Origin of the sequence: Acinetobacter sp. CIP-A165, from assembly GCF_000367985.1 — a bacterium.
Classification (GTDB): domain Bacteria; phylum Pseudomonadota; class Gammaproteobacteria; order Pseudomonadales; family Moraxellaceae; genus Acinetobacter.
This window is the reverse complement of the sequence record NZ_KB849200.1, coordinates 546513-560060: the sequence shown is the minus strand read 5'-3', so window position 1 is coordinate 560060 and position 13548 is coordinate 546513. Positions and strand designations below refer to the sequence as shown.

14 protein-coding genes and 1 pseudogene are annotated in these 13548 nt (G+C 38.7%); 7 read left to right on the top strand and 8 right to left on the bottom strand.

Features of this window, described 5'->3' with window-relative positions; genetic code table 11:
- Nucleotides 1-42: 42 nt before the first annotated feature.
- Genes F991_RS02515 through F991_RS02505 form a run of 3 tightly spaced genes read right to left on the bottom strand, consistent with a single transcriptional unit; the run spans nt 43 to nt 6118 of the window.
- Nucleotides 43-3486 (bottom strand): DEAD/DEAH box helicase family protein, encoded by a 3444-nt coding sequence (locus F991_RS02515; protein ID WP_004668589.1) that lies wholly within the window; start codon nt 3484-3486, stop codon nt 43-45.
- Between the two features lie 32 nt (nt 3487-3518).
- Nucleotides 3519-4640, bottom strand: coding sequence for a restriction endonuclease subunit S (locus tag F991_RS02510; RefSeq protein ID WP_004668588.1), 1122 nt, complete (start codon nt 4638-4640; stop codon nt 3519-3521).
- Nucleotides 4637-6118 (bottom strand): type I restriction-modification system subunit M, encoded by a 1482-nt coding sequence (locus F991_RS02505; protein ID WP_004668586.1) that lies wholly within the window; start codon nt 6116-6118, stop codon nt 4637-4639. Before F991_RS02505 ends, F991_RS02510 begins: the two co-directional genes overlap by 4 nt.
- Nucleotides 6119-6281: 163 nt before the next feature.
- On the opposite strand from F991_RS02505, the gene F991_RS02500 reads away from it, so the two are divergent.
- On the top strand, nt 6282-6824 hold the full coding sequence (locus F991_RS02500) for a hypothetical protein (protein ID WP_004668583.1): 543 nt from the start codon (nt 6282-6284) through the stop codon (nt 6822-6824).
- A gap of 3 nt (nt 6825-6827) precedes the next feature.
- Here the strand turns inward: F991_RS02500 and F991_RS16970 are convergent, their stop codons facing one another.
- Complete coding sequence (locus F991_RS16970) at nt 6828-6974, bottom strand: helix-turn-helix domain-containing protein (protein WP_228127763.1); 147 nt, start codon at nt 6972-6974, stop codon at nt 6828-6830.
- Between the two features lie 257 nt (nt 6975-7231).
- Nucleotides 7232-7720, bottom strand: a complete 489-nt coding sequence (locus F991_RS16830; protein ID WP_004668582.1) for a hypothetical protein — start codon at nt 7718-7720, stop codon at nt 7232-7234.
- A gap of 77 nt (nt 7721-7797) precedes the next feature.
- On the opposite strand from F991_RS16830, the gene F991_RS17790 reads away from it, so the two are divergent.
- The 6 genes and pseudogenes from F991_RS17790 to msrA all read left to right on the top strand — a co-directional run bounded on the left by F991_RS17790 (nt 7798) and on the right by msrA (nt 11494).
- Complete coding sequence (locus F991_RS17790) at nt 7798-8025, top strand: helix-turn-helix domain-containing protein (protein ID WP_004668581.1); 228 nt, start codon at nt 7798-7800, stop codon at nt 8023-8025.
- A 341-nt stretch (nt 8026-8366) separates the two neighbouring features.
- Nucleotides 8367-8651, top strand: a pseudogene (thyA, locus tag F991_RS02485) (thymidylate synthase); the annotation flags it as partial.
- 22 nt (nt 8652-8673) lie between these two features.
- Nucleotides 8674-9183: a dihydrofolate reductase gene (locus tag F991_RS02480; RefSeq protein WP_004668576.1), complete on the top strand. Its 510-nt coding sequence runs from the start codon at nt 8674-8676 to the stop codon at nt 9181-9183.
- A 20-nt stretch (nt 9184-9203) separates the two neighbouring features.
- A complete protein-coding gene (locus F991_RS02475) occupies nt 9204-10259 on the top strand; it encodes an Lnb N-terminal periplasmic domain-containing protein (RefSeq protein ID WP_004668575.1) in 1056 nt (351 codons plus the stop codon).
- Nucleotides 10260-10385: 126 nt separating this feature from the next.
- Nucleotides 10386-10862 (top strand): META domain-containing protein, encoded by a 477-nt coding sequence (locus tag F991_RS02470; protein WP_004668574.1) that lies wholly within the window; start codon nt 10386-10388, stop codon nt 10860-10862.
- A 107-nt stretch (nt 10863-10969) separates the two neighbouring features.
- Nucleotides 10970-11494 (top strand): peptide-methionine (S)-S-oxide reductase MsrA, encoded by a 525-nt coding sequence (msrA, locus tag F991_RS02465; protein ID WP_004668572.1) that lies wholly within the window; start codon nt 10970-10972, stop codon nt 11492-11494.
- 56 nt (nt 11495-11550) lie between these two features.
- Here msrA and F991_RS02460 read toward each other — a convergent pair whose 3' ends face one another.
- The 3 genes from F991_RS02460 to F991_RS02450 are packed head-to-tail and all read right to left on the bottom strand — an operon-like array spanning nt 11551 to nt 13379.
- The gene (locus tag F991_RS02460) at nt 11551-11955 is read right to left on the bottom strand and encodes an ExbD/TolR family protein (RefSeq protein WP_004668571.1); all 405 of its coding nucleotides are present in this window, start codon (nt 11953-11955) and stop codon (nt 11551-11553) included.
- Between the two features lies 1 nt (nt 11956).
- Complete coding sequence (locus F991_RS02455) at nt 11957-12577, bottom strand: MotA/TolQ/ExbB proton channel family protein (RefSeq protein ID WP_004668569.1); 621 nt, start codon at nt 12575-12577, stop codon at nt 11957-11959.
- Nucleotides 12578-12620: 43 nt separating this feature from the next.
- Nucleotides 12621-13379, bottom strand: a complete 759-nt coding sequence (locus F991_RS02450) for an energy transducer TonB (RefSeq protein ID WP_004668568.1) — start codon at nt 13377-13379, stop codon at nt 12621-12623.
- Between the last annotated feature and the right edge of the window lie 169 nt (nt 13380-13548).

The following is a 13548-nucleotide window of genomic DNA, read 5'->3' as shown; positions in this document are numbered from 1 at the left end:
ATATTAAAAAAAACAATACAAAAAAGAATATATCTTCAAAATCTAAGCCACAGCACTTCCATTAAACGCTTCAACAACCCCAAATATGTTGTCAGCATCGCCATCATCAAACACACCGTCAATCCCTTCATAGTGGATCTGATTAAACGGTGGCTCATATAACTGTGCTGCTTCTAGCACACCATTTTGTGTCAAATGCTCAATCAACATTTCCACAAAACGAATTTGCTTCTCGTTATAGGTTGAACCTTGCAAATACTTAGAAAAAGCTTCCTGAACCGCTTGACGATCTAATCCCACCAAAGAGCGAATGAATAACGGTAATGACTTTTCTGTCCCAAAACATTCTTCAAATTTATCTCGGCTTTCAACTTCCTGAGCTTCAAAAACAAAGCGTTCTAACTCACTTAGATCGGTCGGTGTCAGTGCTAAACCACGCTTTAACTTTGCGATGGTAATATGGTTTTCATTGGCTTTAATAAAGCTTTCAACTCGTTTACGGTACTGGGCTAGATTTACGCCACTTGATACCACTGGGATATCAACTGCTTGCATATCTCCAATTTCATCATCTAGCATGGAATACACAACAGTCGATGTGGATTTTTCAATCAGTTTCACCAAGCCACGAATACGTTTACGCATTGATTCAAGCATAGGTAAGGTAATGCCTTTCCAATAGTCAACCGTTTGCACTTCCTGAATAAGAGCAATCTGTTCTGCAACAACAGGAATATTTTCTTTGCTTTCCAGCTTTGAAGCAATTTCAATCACTTTATTGGCATAGCTCTGAATCGCTGTATTGTTCTGTTCCAATACTGCCAACTCAAGGTTGTAACAAAGCATATCAAACAGTTTGGCCTCTAAGGTTTCAGGCTCAAGTTGATTCGGTAGTTTAGAAATGTGTTCTCGTAATGTACCGATGGCAAGGTCATCCAGGTTGTTCCAAGCATCATCATTTTTGAAATGTTCGACATGCTCAAGTTCAGATTTCACAATGAAATTCTCATTGTTCATTGACTTCACTTCAGTCTGTAAGCTTTGACGTAGATCTTGCTGTACAGCTTTTAATTCTTCGGTGGCATCGTCCTTTGCATTCAGTAAACTCAGGATATTTAAACGTGCTTTAAACAAGCGTTGTCCAAGAGGCTCTGTGGTCGCAACAGGCGCACCATCAGGGTTTTCATTGAAGTATTCAAAGTTAGAGCAATAATCGAAAATAAAGAATTCTTTTTTATCTTTTTCAGGGCTAAACAGTTCTTTGCAGAGGCGTGTGCCACGCCCAATCATCTGCATAAATTTGACTTTAGAGCGAACCGCTTTAAAGAATACTAAGTTGACCACTTCAGGCACATCAATGCCTGTATCGAGCATATCCACTGAAATCGCAATCTGTGGCTCAGCTAAATCTTTCTTGCTAAAGTCATCAATTAAGCTTTGTGGATACTTAGTGGCATGGGTAATGACACGGGCAAACTTACCATCATATTGCGGATAGTTTTCATTGAAGCGATCAGCAATAAACTGGGCATGTTTTTGATTGACGGCAAAGATAATGGTTTTACCAAGACGATCACCGCCTTCGGTTTTAATGCCATTTTCCATCAAGTGCTTGAGCATTAAATCAATGGTGCCTGTATTAAACAGCTCTTTATTAATCTTGGATGCTGAAACTTCTTCAGGTGCATCTTCATCGCCCCAATTCAGACTATCCCAATGTTGTTTTTCCTCTTCGGAAAGTTCGTCATATATCACGCCTTCGCGCATGAATTTAAGTGGCACAGAATAGGCTTTGGGTGGTACAAGATAACCATCGGCAATCGCTTGATCGAGGTCGTAGTAATCGGTTGGGACACCGCTTTCTAAGCCAAACAGTGCGTATGTATCACGGTCAACTTCATCTCGTGGCGTTGCAGTTAAACCAACAAGCAAACTATCGAAGTATTTAAAAATCTCGCCAAACTTTTGGTAAACGCTGCGGTGTGCTTCATCAATAATAATCAGGTCAAACATGCCTGTACCGAATTGGCGTGTACCATCGGCATTTTTTTCGTCAATTAAGCCGATCATGGTTTGATAGGTCGAGAAATACACTCGACCAACCTGATTTTTATCCTCAAGTAAATTGACGAATGAAGCATCTTTTAAATTGGCTTTAAAGGCGTTGTGCGCTTGATTGACCAGTGAAGTACGGTCTGCAAGGAATAATGCTTTTTGCACCACATTGGCTTTCATCAGCACATCGACCAGTGCAATGGCGGTACGGGTTTTACCTGTGCCTGTTGCCATAATCAGTAAGCCTGCACGTTCTTTACGTTGATAGGCTGCAAGCATGGCTTTGATGGCACGAGTTTGGTAGTAACGCTCGACAATGTCCGCATTGATCGGGAAGCTACTTAAATCAGGGTTATTTTTGCGTCTTTCGATCAGACGTTTGAGTTCTGCCTGCGTATAAAAGCCATGAACTAAGCGTGGTGGGCCACCTTGCACATCATTCCAGATTCGGGTTTTGTAACCATTGGTATAGAATATGACAGGGCGTTGTCCTGTTTGTTGCTCTAAGCAGTCTGCATACAGCTTGGCTTGTTGTTGCCCAATATCAGGGTCGGTTGATGTGCGTTTGGCTTCAACCACAGCCAAAGGCAAGCCATTGGCATCATACAGCACATAATCCACTGCACCTTTACCCGATGGACTCGGCATACCTGTTACAGCAACTTCCTCTCGAACCGATGTACCAATTTCCCAACCTGCTTCTTCAAGCATCAGGTCAATTTTAAGTTTTCGAGTTTCGTCTTCTTTATAGTCGGTAGGGTCTTCGATTTTGCTGTTGGCAATTTTGGCTTGTTCAACATCAGCACGTTTTTGTGCAAGTTCAGCATCAATATCGGCAAGTAGTTTTTCACGCTCTTCTAAACTTGCGGACAGTTCAAATAGTTTTTGTTCACGTTCGCGTAGGGCTTTGTGTTGTTCTGCAAACTGTTTTTCTTTAGCTTCTGTTTCTTTTTGCAGTTGTTCTTGGTTGGCGGTGATTTGCTGTGTGTTATCTGCGTTAGGAATTAGTTCGGTTTTAAAGATATGTGGCTGTGAACGGTCTTTTGACGGTGAACCATAGTTACGTTCAAACCACACATACATCAAAAATAAATGGCTGATGTGTTTTACCGTTTCTTCGGTGGTGAGTTGTTTGAACTTTTTCCCATGTACGGCACTGTTGCCGACCATGCGGATGTTGTCCATTTTGTCCCAAATATAGGGCGGAATCAGGTCTTTAAATTTGAGGTCGTTGAGTAAGTTATGTAGTGAAGCATCATAAGGCTGAGTCAGTTTTTTATCGTATTGATACAGCCATAGCACAAGGTTTTCAAGCGAGGTACGAGCAGCAGCAAGGGCAAATTGTGGGGATATATACGTGAGCTTTTCGGCTTCTTTGGCAGTGGCTGCCAAGCTTTTAAATTCAGGTTCTAAAAACTGAAAATTGCTCATGTATATAATCCCTCATATTTTTTAATTAAATTTTATAAAGTGCCGTTAAATGCTTGGTTTTGTAATGAATTAAATAATGAATCCAAACTATCAGAAGATTGCTGAAAAGTCTTAATTTGCCCCCAAAGTTTTGTTGAAAATTCCGCAAATTTATCTTGAAGTTCTTTAGGAGGTAATGGCATTTTTAACTCATTCAATTTCCCTTTGGAAATATTCTTCATTGAGCCACTCGTACCACTTGATAATTTTGAAAGCTCATTTCTAAACTCTATATTTTTAAATAAATCCCACAAATAAAGTTTATTTACTTTAGATTCATCTGAAATAGAGAATTTCCATAATTTGTCAGGCAAAACAATATTTTCAGGAGTTTCCCAAACGTATGCAGTTGCCGCAACCAACTCTGTTGTATTAGCTCGACTGAAAAGTAAATCATCTTTTTCTACAATTGCTAAAGGATTAGGTTCAAATGTGTTAGGTGCAAATTTACTTTCATGGGGTTTGTAGACTTTTGAAGTTACTGCGCTAACTTTTAAAATTTTATAATCAGAGTCGCTTTCATCAGGGCATTCAATATTTTTCCCACCAATAAACTCATTAACTACTTCCCCAACTCTTACCAAATCCCATCCCTTAGGATTACTGACAGGATCGCCAAACATATCAATAAAGGTGGCTTGTAAAAGCTGATCTAACTTTTCAATCGCTTGCTGACGTTTTTGGCGTAGCTCATCCGCTTGATCTAAAATAGAGGCAATTCGGCGTTGTTCTGCAAGTGGTGGGAGTGGGATTTTTACAGACTGTAATCCTTCTCTTGTAATTTGAGGTTGGGCAGAACCTGAAATAACATCGGCAAGCCCTCTATATTTCAAATAATATGAAATGTAGTTGATATAAGCTTTATTTTCATCAAGATCATCTAAAGCCATCGCATTGCCATTAATGTAAGAAAATGGCACAGAGACATTAATAGTGCCGCAAGTAGCACCACGACAAGTTATTAAGATGGTTGGCTTTTCATGATTATATTCTGAATGAAATCCAATTATCCCATTTGCACCATAAACAGGATAACCATGTTCTGATAAATCTTTTGAAGATATTGTCTTCCATTGTTTTGGACGACAAATTTCAAATAATGGTGTCTCAATCACTTAAGCATCTCCTTAAGCGCAGCCATTCCTTTTAAAATATCCTTCTCAAGCAGTTCTAAATCCGCCAAAATTTTACTTGGTGCTTCATATTCCACCTGCTCATATACCACTTCCTTATAACGGTTAATCGACAAATCATAACCATTGGCAGCAATATCAGCTTTATCTACCATAAAGCTTTGCTCTGTGGCTTTACGGTCTTTTTCAACCTCTAAATTTTTAAAACGGGCAATAATGTCAGGAATGTTGTTATTTTCATGCTTTGAACTATCTAGCTCATTGCGCTTATCATCAAGCGAATAACCATCCGCCTGCATATCATAAAACCAAACTTTGTCCGTACCGCCCGACATGGTTTTGGTAAAAATCATGATCGCAGTTGAAACACCTGCATAAGGCTTAAAAACACCAGATGGCATGGAAATAATGGCTTCTAGCTTTTGTTCTTCCACAATCTTTTGACGTAATGCTTTATGTGCAGTTGATGAACCAAATAACACGCCATCAGGCACAATCACCGCAGCACGACCACCAGTTTTTAACAAACGTAAGAACAAGGCTAAAAACAGTAATTCAGTCTTTTTGGTTTTTACGACAGCTTGAATGTTCTTGGCACAGCTTTCATTGTCCAAACTGCCTGCAAATGGAGGATTGGCAAGAATCAGACTGTATTTTTCAGCAATATGTGAATGTGCTTCACTTAAAGAATCACGGTTTTCAATTCGTGGGTTTTCAACACCGTGCAGCATCATGTTCATTGAACCAATACGAAGCATGGTGCTGTCAAAGTCATAACCAAAAAAAGTTTCTTCACTAAAACGCTTTGCAGCTTCAGGATTGGCAAAAATCTCAGTGCTGTAATGATCATTTAAATATTCACTTGCAGCGACTAAAAAGCCCGCTGTACCACACGCAGGGTCACAAATGGTATCGGTTGGTTTTGGTTGCATCAGCTCCACAATCATTTTGATGATATGACGAGGAGTACGGAACTGACCGTTTTGACCTGCTGAGGCAATCTTACCAAGCATGTACTCGTAAATATCGCCTTTGGTGTCTTTATCATCCATGGGCACATCGGCAACTAAATCCACCACTTTGGTTAAAAGCGCAGGCGTAGGAATGGTAAAACGTGCATCCTTCATGTGGTGGCTATAGGTGGTTTCGTCTTCTGCACCTAAGTTTTTAATGAAAGGAAAGACTTCATTGGCAACGGTATTATATAAAGTTGCAGCATCGCCTAAAGTGATGAATTTCGACCAACGTAAATGATCTTGCTCAGGCGTGAAAATTGGATGTTCTACTGGCTTCTTTAAACGGTTGGCTTTCTTTTCTTTGGTGATCTGAATTTCATCGAGTCGGCGAATAAATAGCAAATAAGTCATTTGCTCCATGACTTCTAAAGGATTGGAAATACCGCCACTCCAAAATGCATTCCAAATCTGGTCAATTTTGCTTTTAATCTCGCCTGTAATCACGCTGATGACTCTCAAATTTCTTTGAGAGTATTGTCTTAAAATTTAGTTAAAAAAGCGAATAGTTCTGATCGGGAAACGACATGATTTGTCTCCTATATTCACAGATGCAAGAAATTCATCTACATTAGAAATTAAATAAACTATTCGCTAAAGAGGAAGGAGCATGAAAAGTGAGGAATATAAACGCAACAAAGACAAATTTCAGAAACTTTTGAGTACTGTAAGTGAAATATCCAAATCAGAACTAGCTCCATTTTTGGATCATAAAAAATTCTTACATTCCACGCTATTTCATCAAATAGCAGTCTTTGCTGCGATGCATTATAAAGAACACAGTAATAGCACGCCTATTATGCAAGTTTTGGATTTCACAAAATTGAAAGGGACCGAATATCTAAAAGCAGTAAGATGGTTTGAATATAGAACTGGTACATGCTTTTTTATCGAAGATAACAAATTAAAGAAGAGTAAGAGTAATACTCTTTTAGACGAGAATTATCAAATGTTTGGGGAGTTTCTAAAAACTTACAAAGGGCCATTACCTGAAATTAAATCACAAAAAGCAGAGATCGAAGAAGTCTATATAGAAAAATACAAAAAATACTCTAAAGAACCCCGTGACGAATTTGACTTGATAGAGAACACGTCTATGAAAATTGGTGGTCGGACTGTATTTGGAGGATATGGTACTGGAAAAAAACGCTAAAAATTATGGCAATAATTCTTTCATGTCTACTTCTAGTGCGGTGGCGATTTCATACAGCTTTTCAACAGTAAGGTTTACTTCACCACGCTCAATGCGACCGATATAACTGCGGTCAATACCACACTGTAACGCTAAAGCTTCTTGTGTAATTTTTTTCTCTTTTCATTTTTTGCGTATTAATTTACCATAGCTTCGATAAACAACCATAAATTATATTTGAGATAAATACCGAAATTGGAGAGAATCGATTTCAACTTAGACAAGTTTTGATCTTTGAGAATTGTACGAGGTATAGCGTGGAGTGAATCTAGTTTGTCAATTGAATTCTGTTTTCTCGCTATTTTTTTGCATAGTATTTGCAAACAGACCCTACTGAATTTGGATGTGATTTCAAATAAGCACTCATGTTATATATGAGCACTTATCTTATTAAGAACACTGATTTCAGACTCTAGCTTCTTAAGCTGTTGTTCACTATTTTTTTTAAATACAATAAGAGTATCTCTTAACAGTGGAAATTCTTTTATATATTGATCAAAAAACTGAATTTCTAACTGTGTCTTCTCCATCGTTACCTTCAAAATGTTGAGCTTTTTCTCAAATTCAATTTGAAAATCAAACTTTATACCCTTATTCAATAAATATGCGTTAAGTTCTGACGTTGTATAATTTGATGAATATTCATAACTTTGATTTTTACGACGAATAATTGTAATCAAATTAATTTTAGCTAAGCTTCTGATTATATTATAGGTTCTCTGGTAACCGTGATAGCCACAAAATTCAGGATACTCACTCGTAAAACCATCAAATATTGTTTTAAACTCACTATTTAAAAAATTGTGACTTGATAAAAACTTGATTAAACAATAATTAAGCTTATGATTTTTAGGCATAAAAAACTCAGCGTCTTACTCACAAATAAAATATCCCATTTTGGTATATTTGTTGAAATAGTACACCATTTTGAGCTATGAGCTCAATACACGATCCTAGGTATAGGAAAATTATTACAGAATTGATTAAACTGCGTGAATATAAAAATATGACGCAGGTACAACTAGCCTTGTCCTTAAAAAAGCCACAGTCCTATATTGCTAAAGTTGAAAACTGTGAGAGAAGATTAGACTTTATTGAGCTAAATGATTGGTTAATGCATTTAGATGAAAATATTACAACTTTTCTAACTCATAAATTATAGATTTTTACATAGTAATGTACGGGAAGTTATAATTACATGAGGCTTTGTTGCATAAAATTCTAAAGATAGAGCATTTCTTGGTTACTCAAGTTTAAGTGACAACTTGGCTATGAGATTCAATTTTTTGGAATTAAAGGATGGCTAAAAGCATTAACTATATCTATAATTAATTTTCTAGGAAAAACTTATTTAATTACACTTAAATGAGTAGTTGGTTCTAATTAACCGTTCTAGAATATGCTTGGGCTTACCAAATGTGCAAAATAAATAATGCACAGTTATAATTTGGTGGTAAAACCCTTATTGGAAAGCATATTGTGCAAAAATTCAGGGGCATAAACTTCTTAGGTGTGCCATTTAATATTGCCAGCTATGCCCTACTCACGCATATGATTGCGCAGGTCTGTGGCTTAGATGTTGGTGCTTTTGTCTGGACAGGTGGTGATACTCATCTATATGCCAATCACTTTGAACAAGCACAATTACAGCTTTCTCGTGAGCCATTAGCTTTGTGTCAATTAAAACTCAATCCAGAGATCAACGATATTTTCGACTTTAAATTTGAAGATATCGAAATTGTTGGCTATGAATCACATCCTGCAATTAAAGCACCTGTCGCAGTTTAATTATCTTAAGAGAGAACACCAGATGGCATGGCAAGGAACTGAAGTTGTACACGTTGTGGCAATGGACCAAAAAAACTGTATTGGTAAAGGCAATGCACTACCGTGGCATATTTCTGCCGATCTTAAGCATTTCAAAGCCATTACCCAAGGCGGCGTAGTGATCATGGGCCGCAAGACGCTTGAATCCATGGGACGAGCGCTGCCAAATCGCGTGAACTGGGTGATTACTCGTGACCCATCTTGGCAGTTTGATGGGGTTAAGGTTGCGCATAGCATCAAAGATGCATTAAATGCTGCACTTACAGACGTACAACACTCTGAAAAAGCATCCTTATTTATTATTGGGGGTGGAGAGATTTTTAACCAAACACTTGCGATTGCCGATCGTCTGGAACTCACGCATGTGGATTTGGATGTACAAGGCGATGCACATTATCCAAAAATCTCTGAGGACTTTCATAAAGTAAACTCAGAACAGCATATTGATGAAAAATCAAATATCACCTTTGAGTTTGCAACTTATCAAAAATAAAAAATGGATCGCGAATTGTTATGCATGACATTGGATCACGTGAGTTTTTCATTGCGTTAGGAATTGGACTATTACATAGTACTTTTACCCTATTCGTGATCCTTTCAAGTGCATGGTTGTGCCTAGCGCTCTGGATTCAACAACCCCTTGGCAGTGTCTTTAGTCGTCTGATCATACTGCTTTGGGTCTTATTTGCACTGAGCTTAATTGGTTTTTATATTAGTGGTCACATTTTCAGTCGACGGACTGACATTATCCTCTATTGTTGTGCATTTGCTTGTTCACTGCTTTGGTATTTCTCATTAGATGCAAGACAAGATCGTGAATGGGATCCTGAGGTTGCAGAACAACTCAGTTATGAAAAACAGGGTGATATTGTCACGCTACATCATGTTCGCAATTTTAACTGGCATGCCGACGGCAGTTATGATGTTCGCTGGGAAGACCGCACTGTTGACCTGAGTAAAATTACAGGCATCAATGTCATTGCTTCATATTGGATGGGGCCACAGATTGCTCACACGCTGGTTAGTTTCGATTTCGCAGACCAAAAACCATTGGTCTTCTCGATTGAAATCCGCAAAGAAAAAGGCGAATCATTTTCAGCAATTGGCGGTTTCTTTCGTAAATATGAACTGAGCCTGATTGCCTCTGATGAAAAAGATATTGTGTATACGCGAAGTAATATTCGTAATGAACAAGTCTATCTATTCCCCATCAAAATGCCTGCTGATGAGCGCAAGGCTTTATTTATTGAATATCTAAATAAAGCAGATGAATTGCGTGCTGAAGCAAAATGGTACAACACGCTAACCAGTAACTGTACCACCCTCATTTTTGACATGGCACAGGCCATCAACCCACACAGATTGCCGAAAGATTACCGCCTTTTAGCTTCGGGCTATTTACCCAATTATTTACATGATCTGAAAGCACTGAATCAAAACTACAGTATGAAAGAGTGGTATCAACTGGCTCATATCAACCCTCGTTCAGAACGATACGCTAAACAATCCAATCAAAGCAGTGAGTTTTTTTCGGCCGTTATTCGTGCTGGCCTGCCTAAAACTGAATAAAGCTCATACTAGTTATATTAGAAATAAATTAATATTTACAAAAGAATACGCTACATACCATGCTTCTACATCAATATTGATTTAAATAACAACCATATAAACACAACGACTTGGATTTAAATTTTTATGTTAAAAACATTGTTAACTTCTAGTACTTTGGCGGTTGCGGTTGTCATGTCTGGTTGTGCAGCCACTGAATCGCTGCATATTTCATCGAATGCATCTCAAAAAGAAAGTATTGGTTTATATAACCACACTTGGGTCGCGACACAGATCAATGGTGTCGACATCAAAACTGATGGCCCTTCTCATCAAAAACCAGCTATCCAGTTTGATGCCAACACCAAGCGTTTCTCTGGTGCTGACGGCTGTAACAAAATTTTTGGTAGCTTTGAAAGTAGTGCTAAACAGTTACAACTTGGTCCAATTGCATCCACTAGGATGGCGTGCATCGGCAACGACAATGCGACCCTTTCTCGTCAATATTCCGACGCCTTAACCAATACTACAAGCTATAAGATCAAAGGACACGAACTTCAACTCTTAGACAGTTCTGGCAAAGCCCTCGTCAGTTTCATGACAGTGACTCAACCATTGCCTTAATGCTTTATCATAAAAAAGTAAAAGTTCGTTTCAAACACGGGCTTTTACTTTTTGAGCACTTGGTTTACTTTAGACACATTCTTAAAAAATAAAAATTGGGGAACTTTATGCAACAAGCACTGTTTGGTGGTGGATGTTTTTGGTGTGTAGAAGCTGTATTTCTACAACTCAGAGGTGTTGAGAAAGTGGTCAGTGGTTATGCTGGCGGAATTGTTCAACACCCAAGCTATGAGCAAGTCTGTCAGGGCACGACTCAACATGCTGAAGTCGTACTCATTGATTTTGATGAACAACAAATCAGCTATGTTCAACTTTTAAATGTATTCTTCACCACGCACGACCCAACCACATTGAACCGTCAAGGCAACGATATCGGTACACAATACCGTTCTGTTATTTATTACTTTAATGATGAACAGAAACAACTTGCAGAGCAGGTGATTCAAAGTTTGGAAGATGAAAGCTTAAATATTGTCACTGAACTGAGTCCTGCCCCGATCTTTTATCCTGCTGAAGATGAGCATCAAAATTTTTATGCGCGCAATCCCTCACAAGGCTATTGCAACTTTAGCATTCCGCCGAAGCTCTCTAAATTGCGGGCAAAGTTTATGGATTTACTCAAAACCGAGTAGACATAAAAAAAGCAACGCTTGGCGTTGCTTTCAATTTTTTATCAGGCTGAATTAAATTAATTTTCACTAACAAAAGCAATATCACTTAAGCCTGCTTCACTGGCACGAGACATCACTTGCGCAACTGTATCGTATTTTGATTCTTTGTCTGCGCGTAATTGTACAGTCGGTTTATTCTCTGCTTGACCTGCCTCTTGGAAACGCTGTTCTAGCTCATCTAAACTAATAATTTGCGTATCCCAAGCCACCGCACCACTCGCATTAATACTAATGGTAATTGCTTTTGGTGGCGGATCTATAATTTCAGCCGTTGTCTTTGGTAAGCTCAATGGAATTGATGGGCTAGCAACCGTTGCCGTGACTAAAAAGATAATCATCAATACCAACATAATATCGATCAGAGGAATGAGGTTCATCTCATTCATGCCACTGTCGTGATCTTCACCCAATTGAAAGCCCATTTTAAGCTTGACCTCCAACTAAACTTTGTTGAGTCGCTTTAGTTTCAGTCTTTGCGGTGCTTTCTTGCTGCAACATGGTATCAATCAACAAGCCATGTGCCTGATCTTGTAAATCATGTGCCAAACCACGATTGAAACGCATACAGATGTTGTAAGCCAATACCGCAGGAATCGCCACTGCAAGACCTAGACCCGTCATGATCAATGCCTCACCAACAGGAATCGCAACTTGTGCTAAACCTGCCTGACCGCTTTTACCGACCGCTACAAGTGCATGGAAGATCCCCCACACTGTACCAAACAAGCCAACGAACGGTGCAAGTGAAGCAATTGTCCCAAGTACTGATACGCCTTTTTCTGCTTGTGATTTCTCAGCAGAGATTTGGCGCAGTAGGGCTTGTTCAGCGACTGCTTTACGCTGCTCAAAGGTTAATGGTTGTAACTTCGCTTTAAGCGTCGTCAAAGCCTGAGCAAGCTGAGCATAAGCCTGTTGTTTTAATTGGCGTGTTCCTAAAATACGTAGAATAAAAATCGTCCACGTCGCAATCGACATTGCTAGAAGAATGAAATACAGCGTCTTACTCACTGCATCTGCATGTTGCCAATAAACTGAAAAGTTCATACTCGAACTCCTAATTAAAGTTAGCCGTTAAGGCTTAAATCTTTTAAAGGGTTAAATCTAATGGTAGCTCTGCTTTAATCGGATAAGCAACGCCATTTTCCATATACGGTTTGAATCTTCCACTTCGAACCTGCCTTACCAGCTTTTCATCTAATGCAGGTAAACCGGTACTACGTACAATACGAACACTAGTAATCTTGCCTTTCTCATCTGCTTCAATCGCGACCACAGCAGACCGTGGTTGGTTTTCCATGTCTTTTGCAGTTGCTGTTGGCTTCGGTGTACGACTCCATTGGATACCAGCACCCCCAATTGATACACTTTTTGGTGATGGATCAGCAGCAGGTTGAGGTTTAGCGGCTTCTTGAACAGGTTTTGGTTTTTCAACCACCTTTTCCGTTACAGTTGTACTAACAACTGTCGTTTCAATCTTCGTTTCAACTTTTGGTTCGGTTTTTTGAATCACTTGCTTAGGTGCTTCAGCTTTTACTTGCTGCACTTTTTCAATTTTCTTCGGTGGTGGAGGTAATGGTTTTTCAACAACCTTAACCTCTTTCACTTCTTTCTTAGGTTCAGGCTTTGGTGTCTCTTTAGGTTTAGGGAGTTCAGCTTTTGGAGGTTCTTTAATTTTAACGAATTTAACCTTAAGCGGCTCTTTTTCGATTGGTTTCAACTCAATCGTTTTGATGTGGCTAACCGCCCACAAAACTCCCACATGTCCAATCACAACTGCAACTAAGGCAGTGATGATTTTCTTTTTCATCGGGCTTGACGTGTTGAATGCTGCAGGAGATGGACTCATAAAAATCAAAGTACCTAATAGATGGTATTCGTAAAAAAACGATCACACACATCGGATAGAACAATTAAAGTGCTGCAATAATAAATGAGAAGTGTTTTCATTTGCAACTATTTTTTTGTGAATATGACTTAAATTAATAACTCAATCCACTTAAAACGAAATATTATAA

Coding starts and splice junctions, on each gene's coding strand:
- F991_RS02480 (WP_004668576.1), top strand. CDS start 8,674: ATGGCATGGCAAGGAACTGAAGTTGTACACGTTGTGGCAATGGACCAA.
- F991_RS17790 (WP_004668581.1), top strand. CDS start 7,798: ATGAGCTCAATACACGATCCTAGGTATAGGAAAATTATTACAGAATTG.
- F991_RS02460 (WP_004668571.1), bottom strand. CDS start 11,955: ATGGGCTTTCAATTGGGTGAAGATCACGACAGTGGCATGAATGAGATG.
- F991_RS02500 (WP_004668583.1), top strand. CDS start 6,282: ATGAAAAGTGAGGAATATAAACGCAACAAAGACAAATTTCAGAAACTT.
- msrA (WP_004668572.1), top strand. CDS start 10,970: ATGCAACAAGCACTGTTTGGTGGTGGATGTTTTTGGTGTGTAGAAGCT.
- F991_RS02455 (WP_004668569.1), bottom strand. CDS start 12,577: ATGAACTTTTCAGTTTATTGGCAACATGCAGATGCAGTGAGTAAGACG.
- F991_RS02450 (WP_004668568.1), bottom strand. CDS start 13,379: ATGAGTCCATCTCCTGCAGCATTCAACACGTCAAGCCCGATGAAAAAG.
- F991_RS02515 (WP_004668589.1), bottom strand. CDS start 3,486: ATGAGCAATTTTCAGTTTTTAGAACCTGAATTTAAAAGCTTGGCAGCC.
- F991_RS02475 (WP_004668575.1), top strand. CDS start 9,204: ATGCATGACATTGGATCACGTGAGTTTTTCATTGCGTTAGGAATTGGA.
- F991_RS16830 (WP_004668582.1), bottom strand. CDS start 7,720: ATGCCTAAAAATCATAAGCTTAATTATTGTTTAATCAAGTTTTTATCA.
- F991_RS02470 (WP_004668574.1), top strand. CDS start 10,386: ATGTTAAAAACATTGTTAACTTCTAGTACTTTGGCGGTTGCGGTTGTC.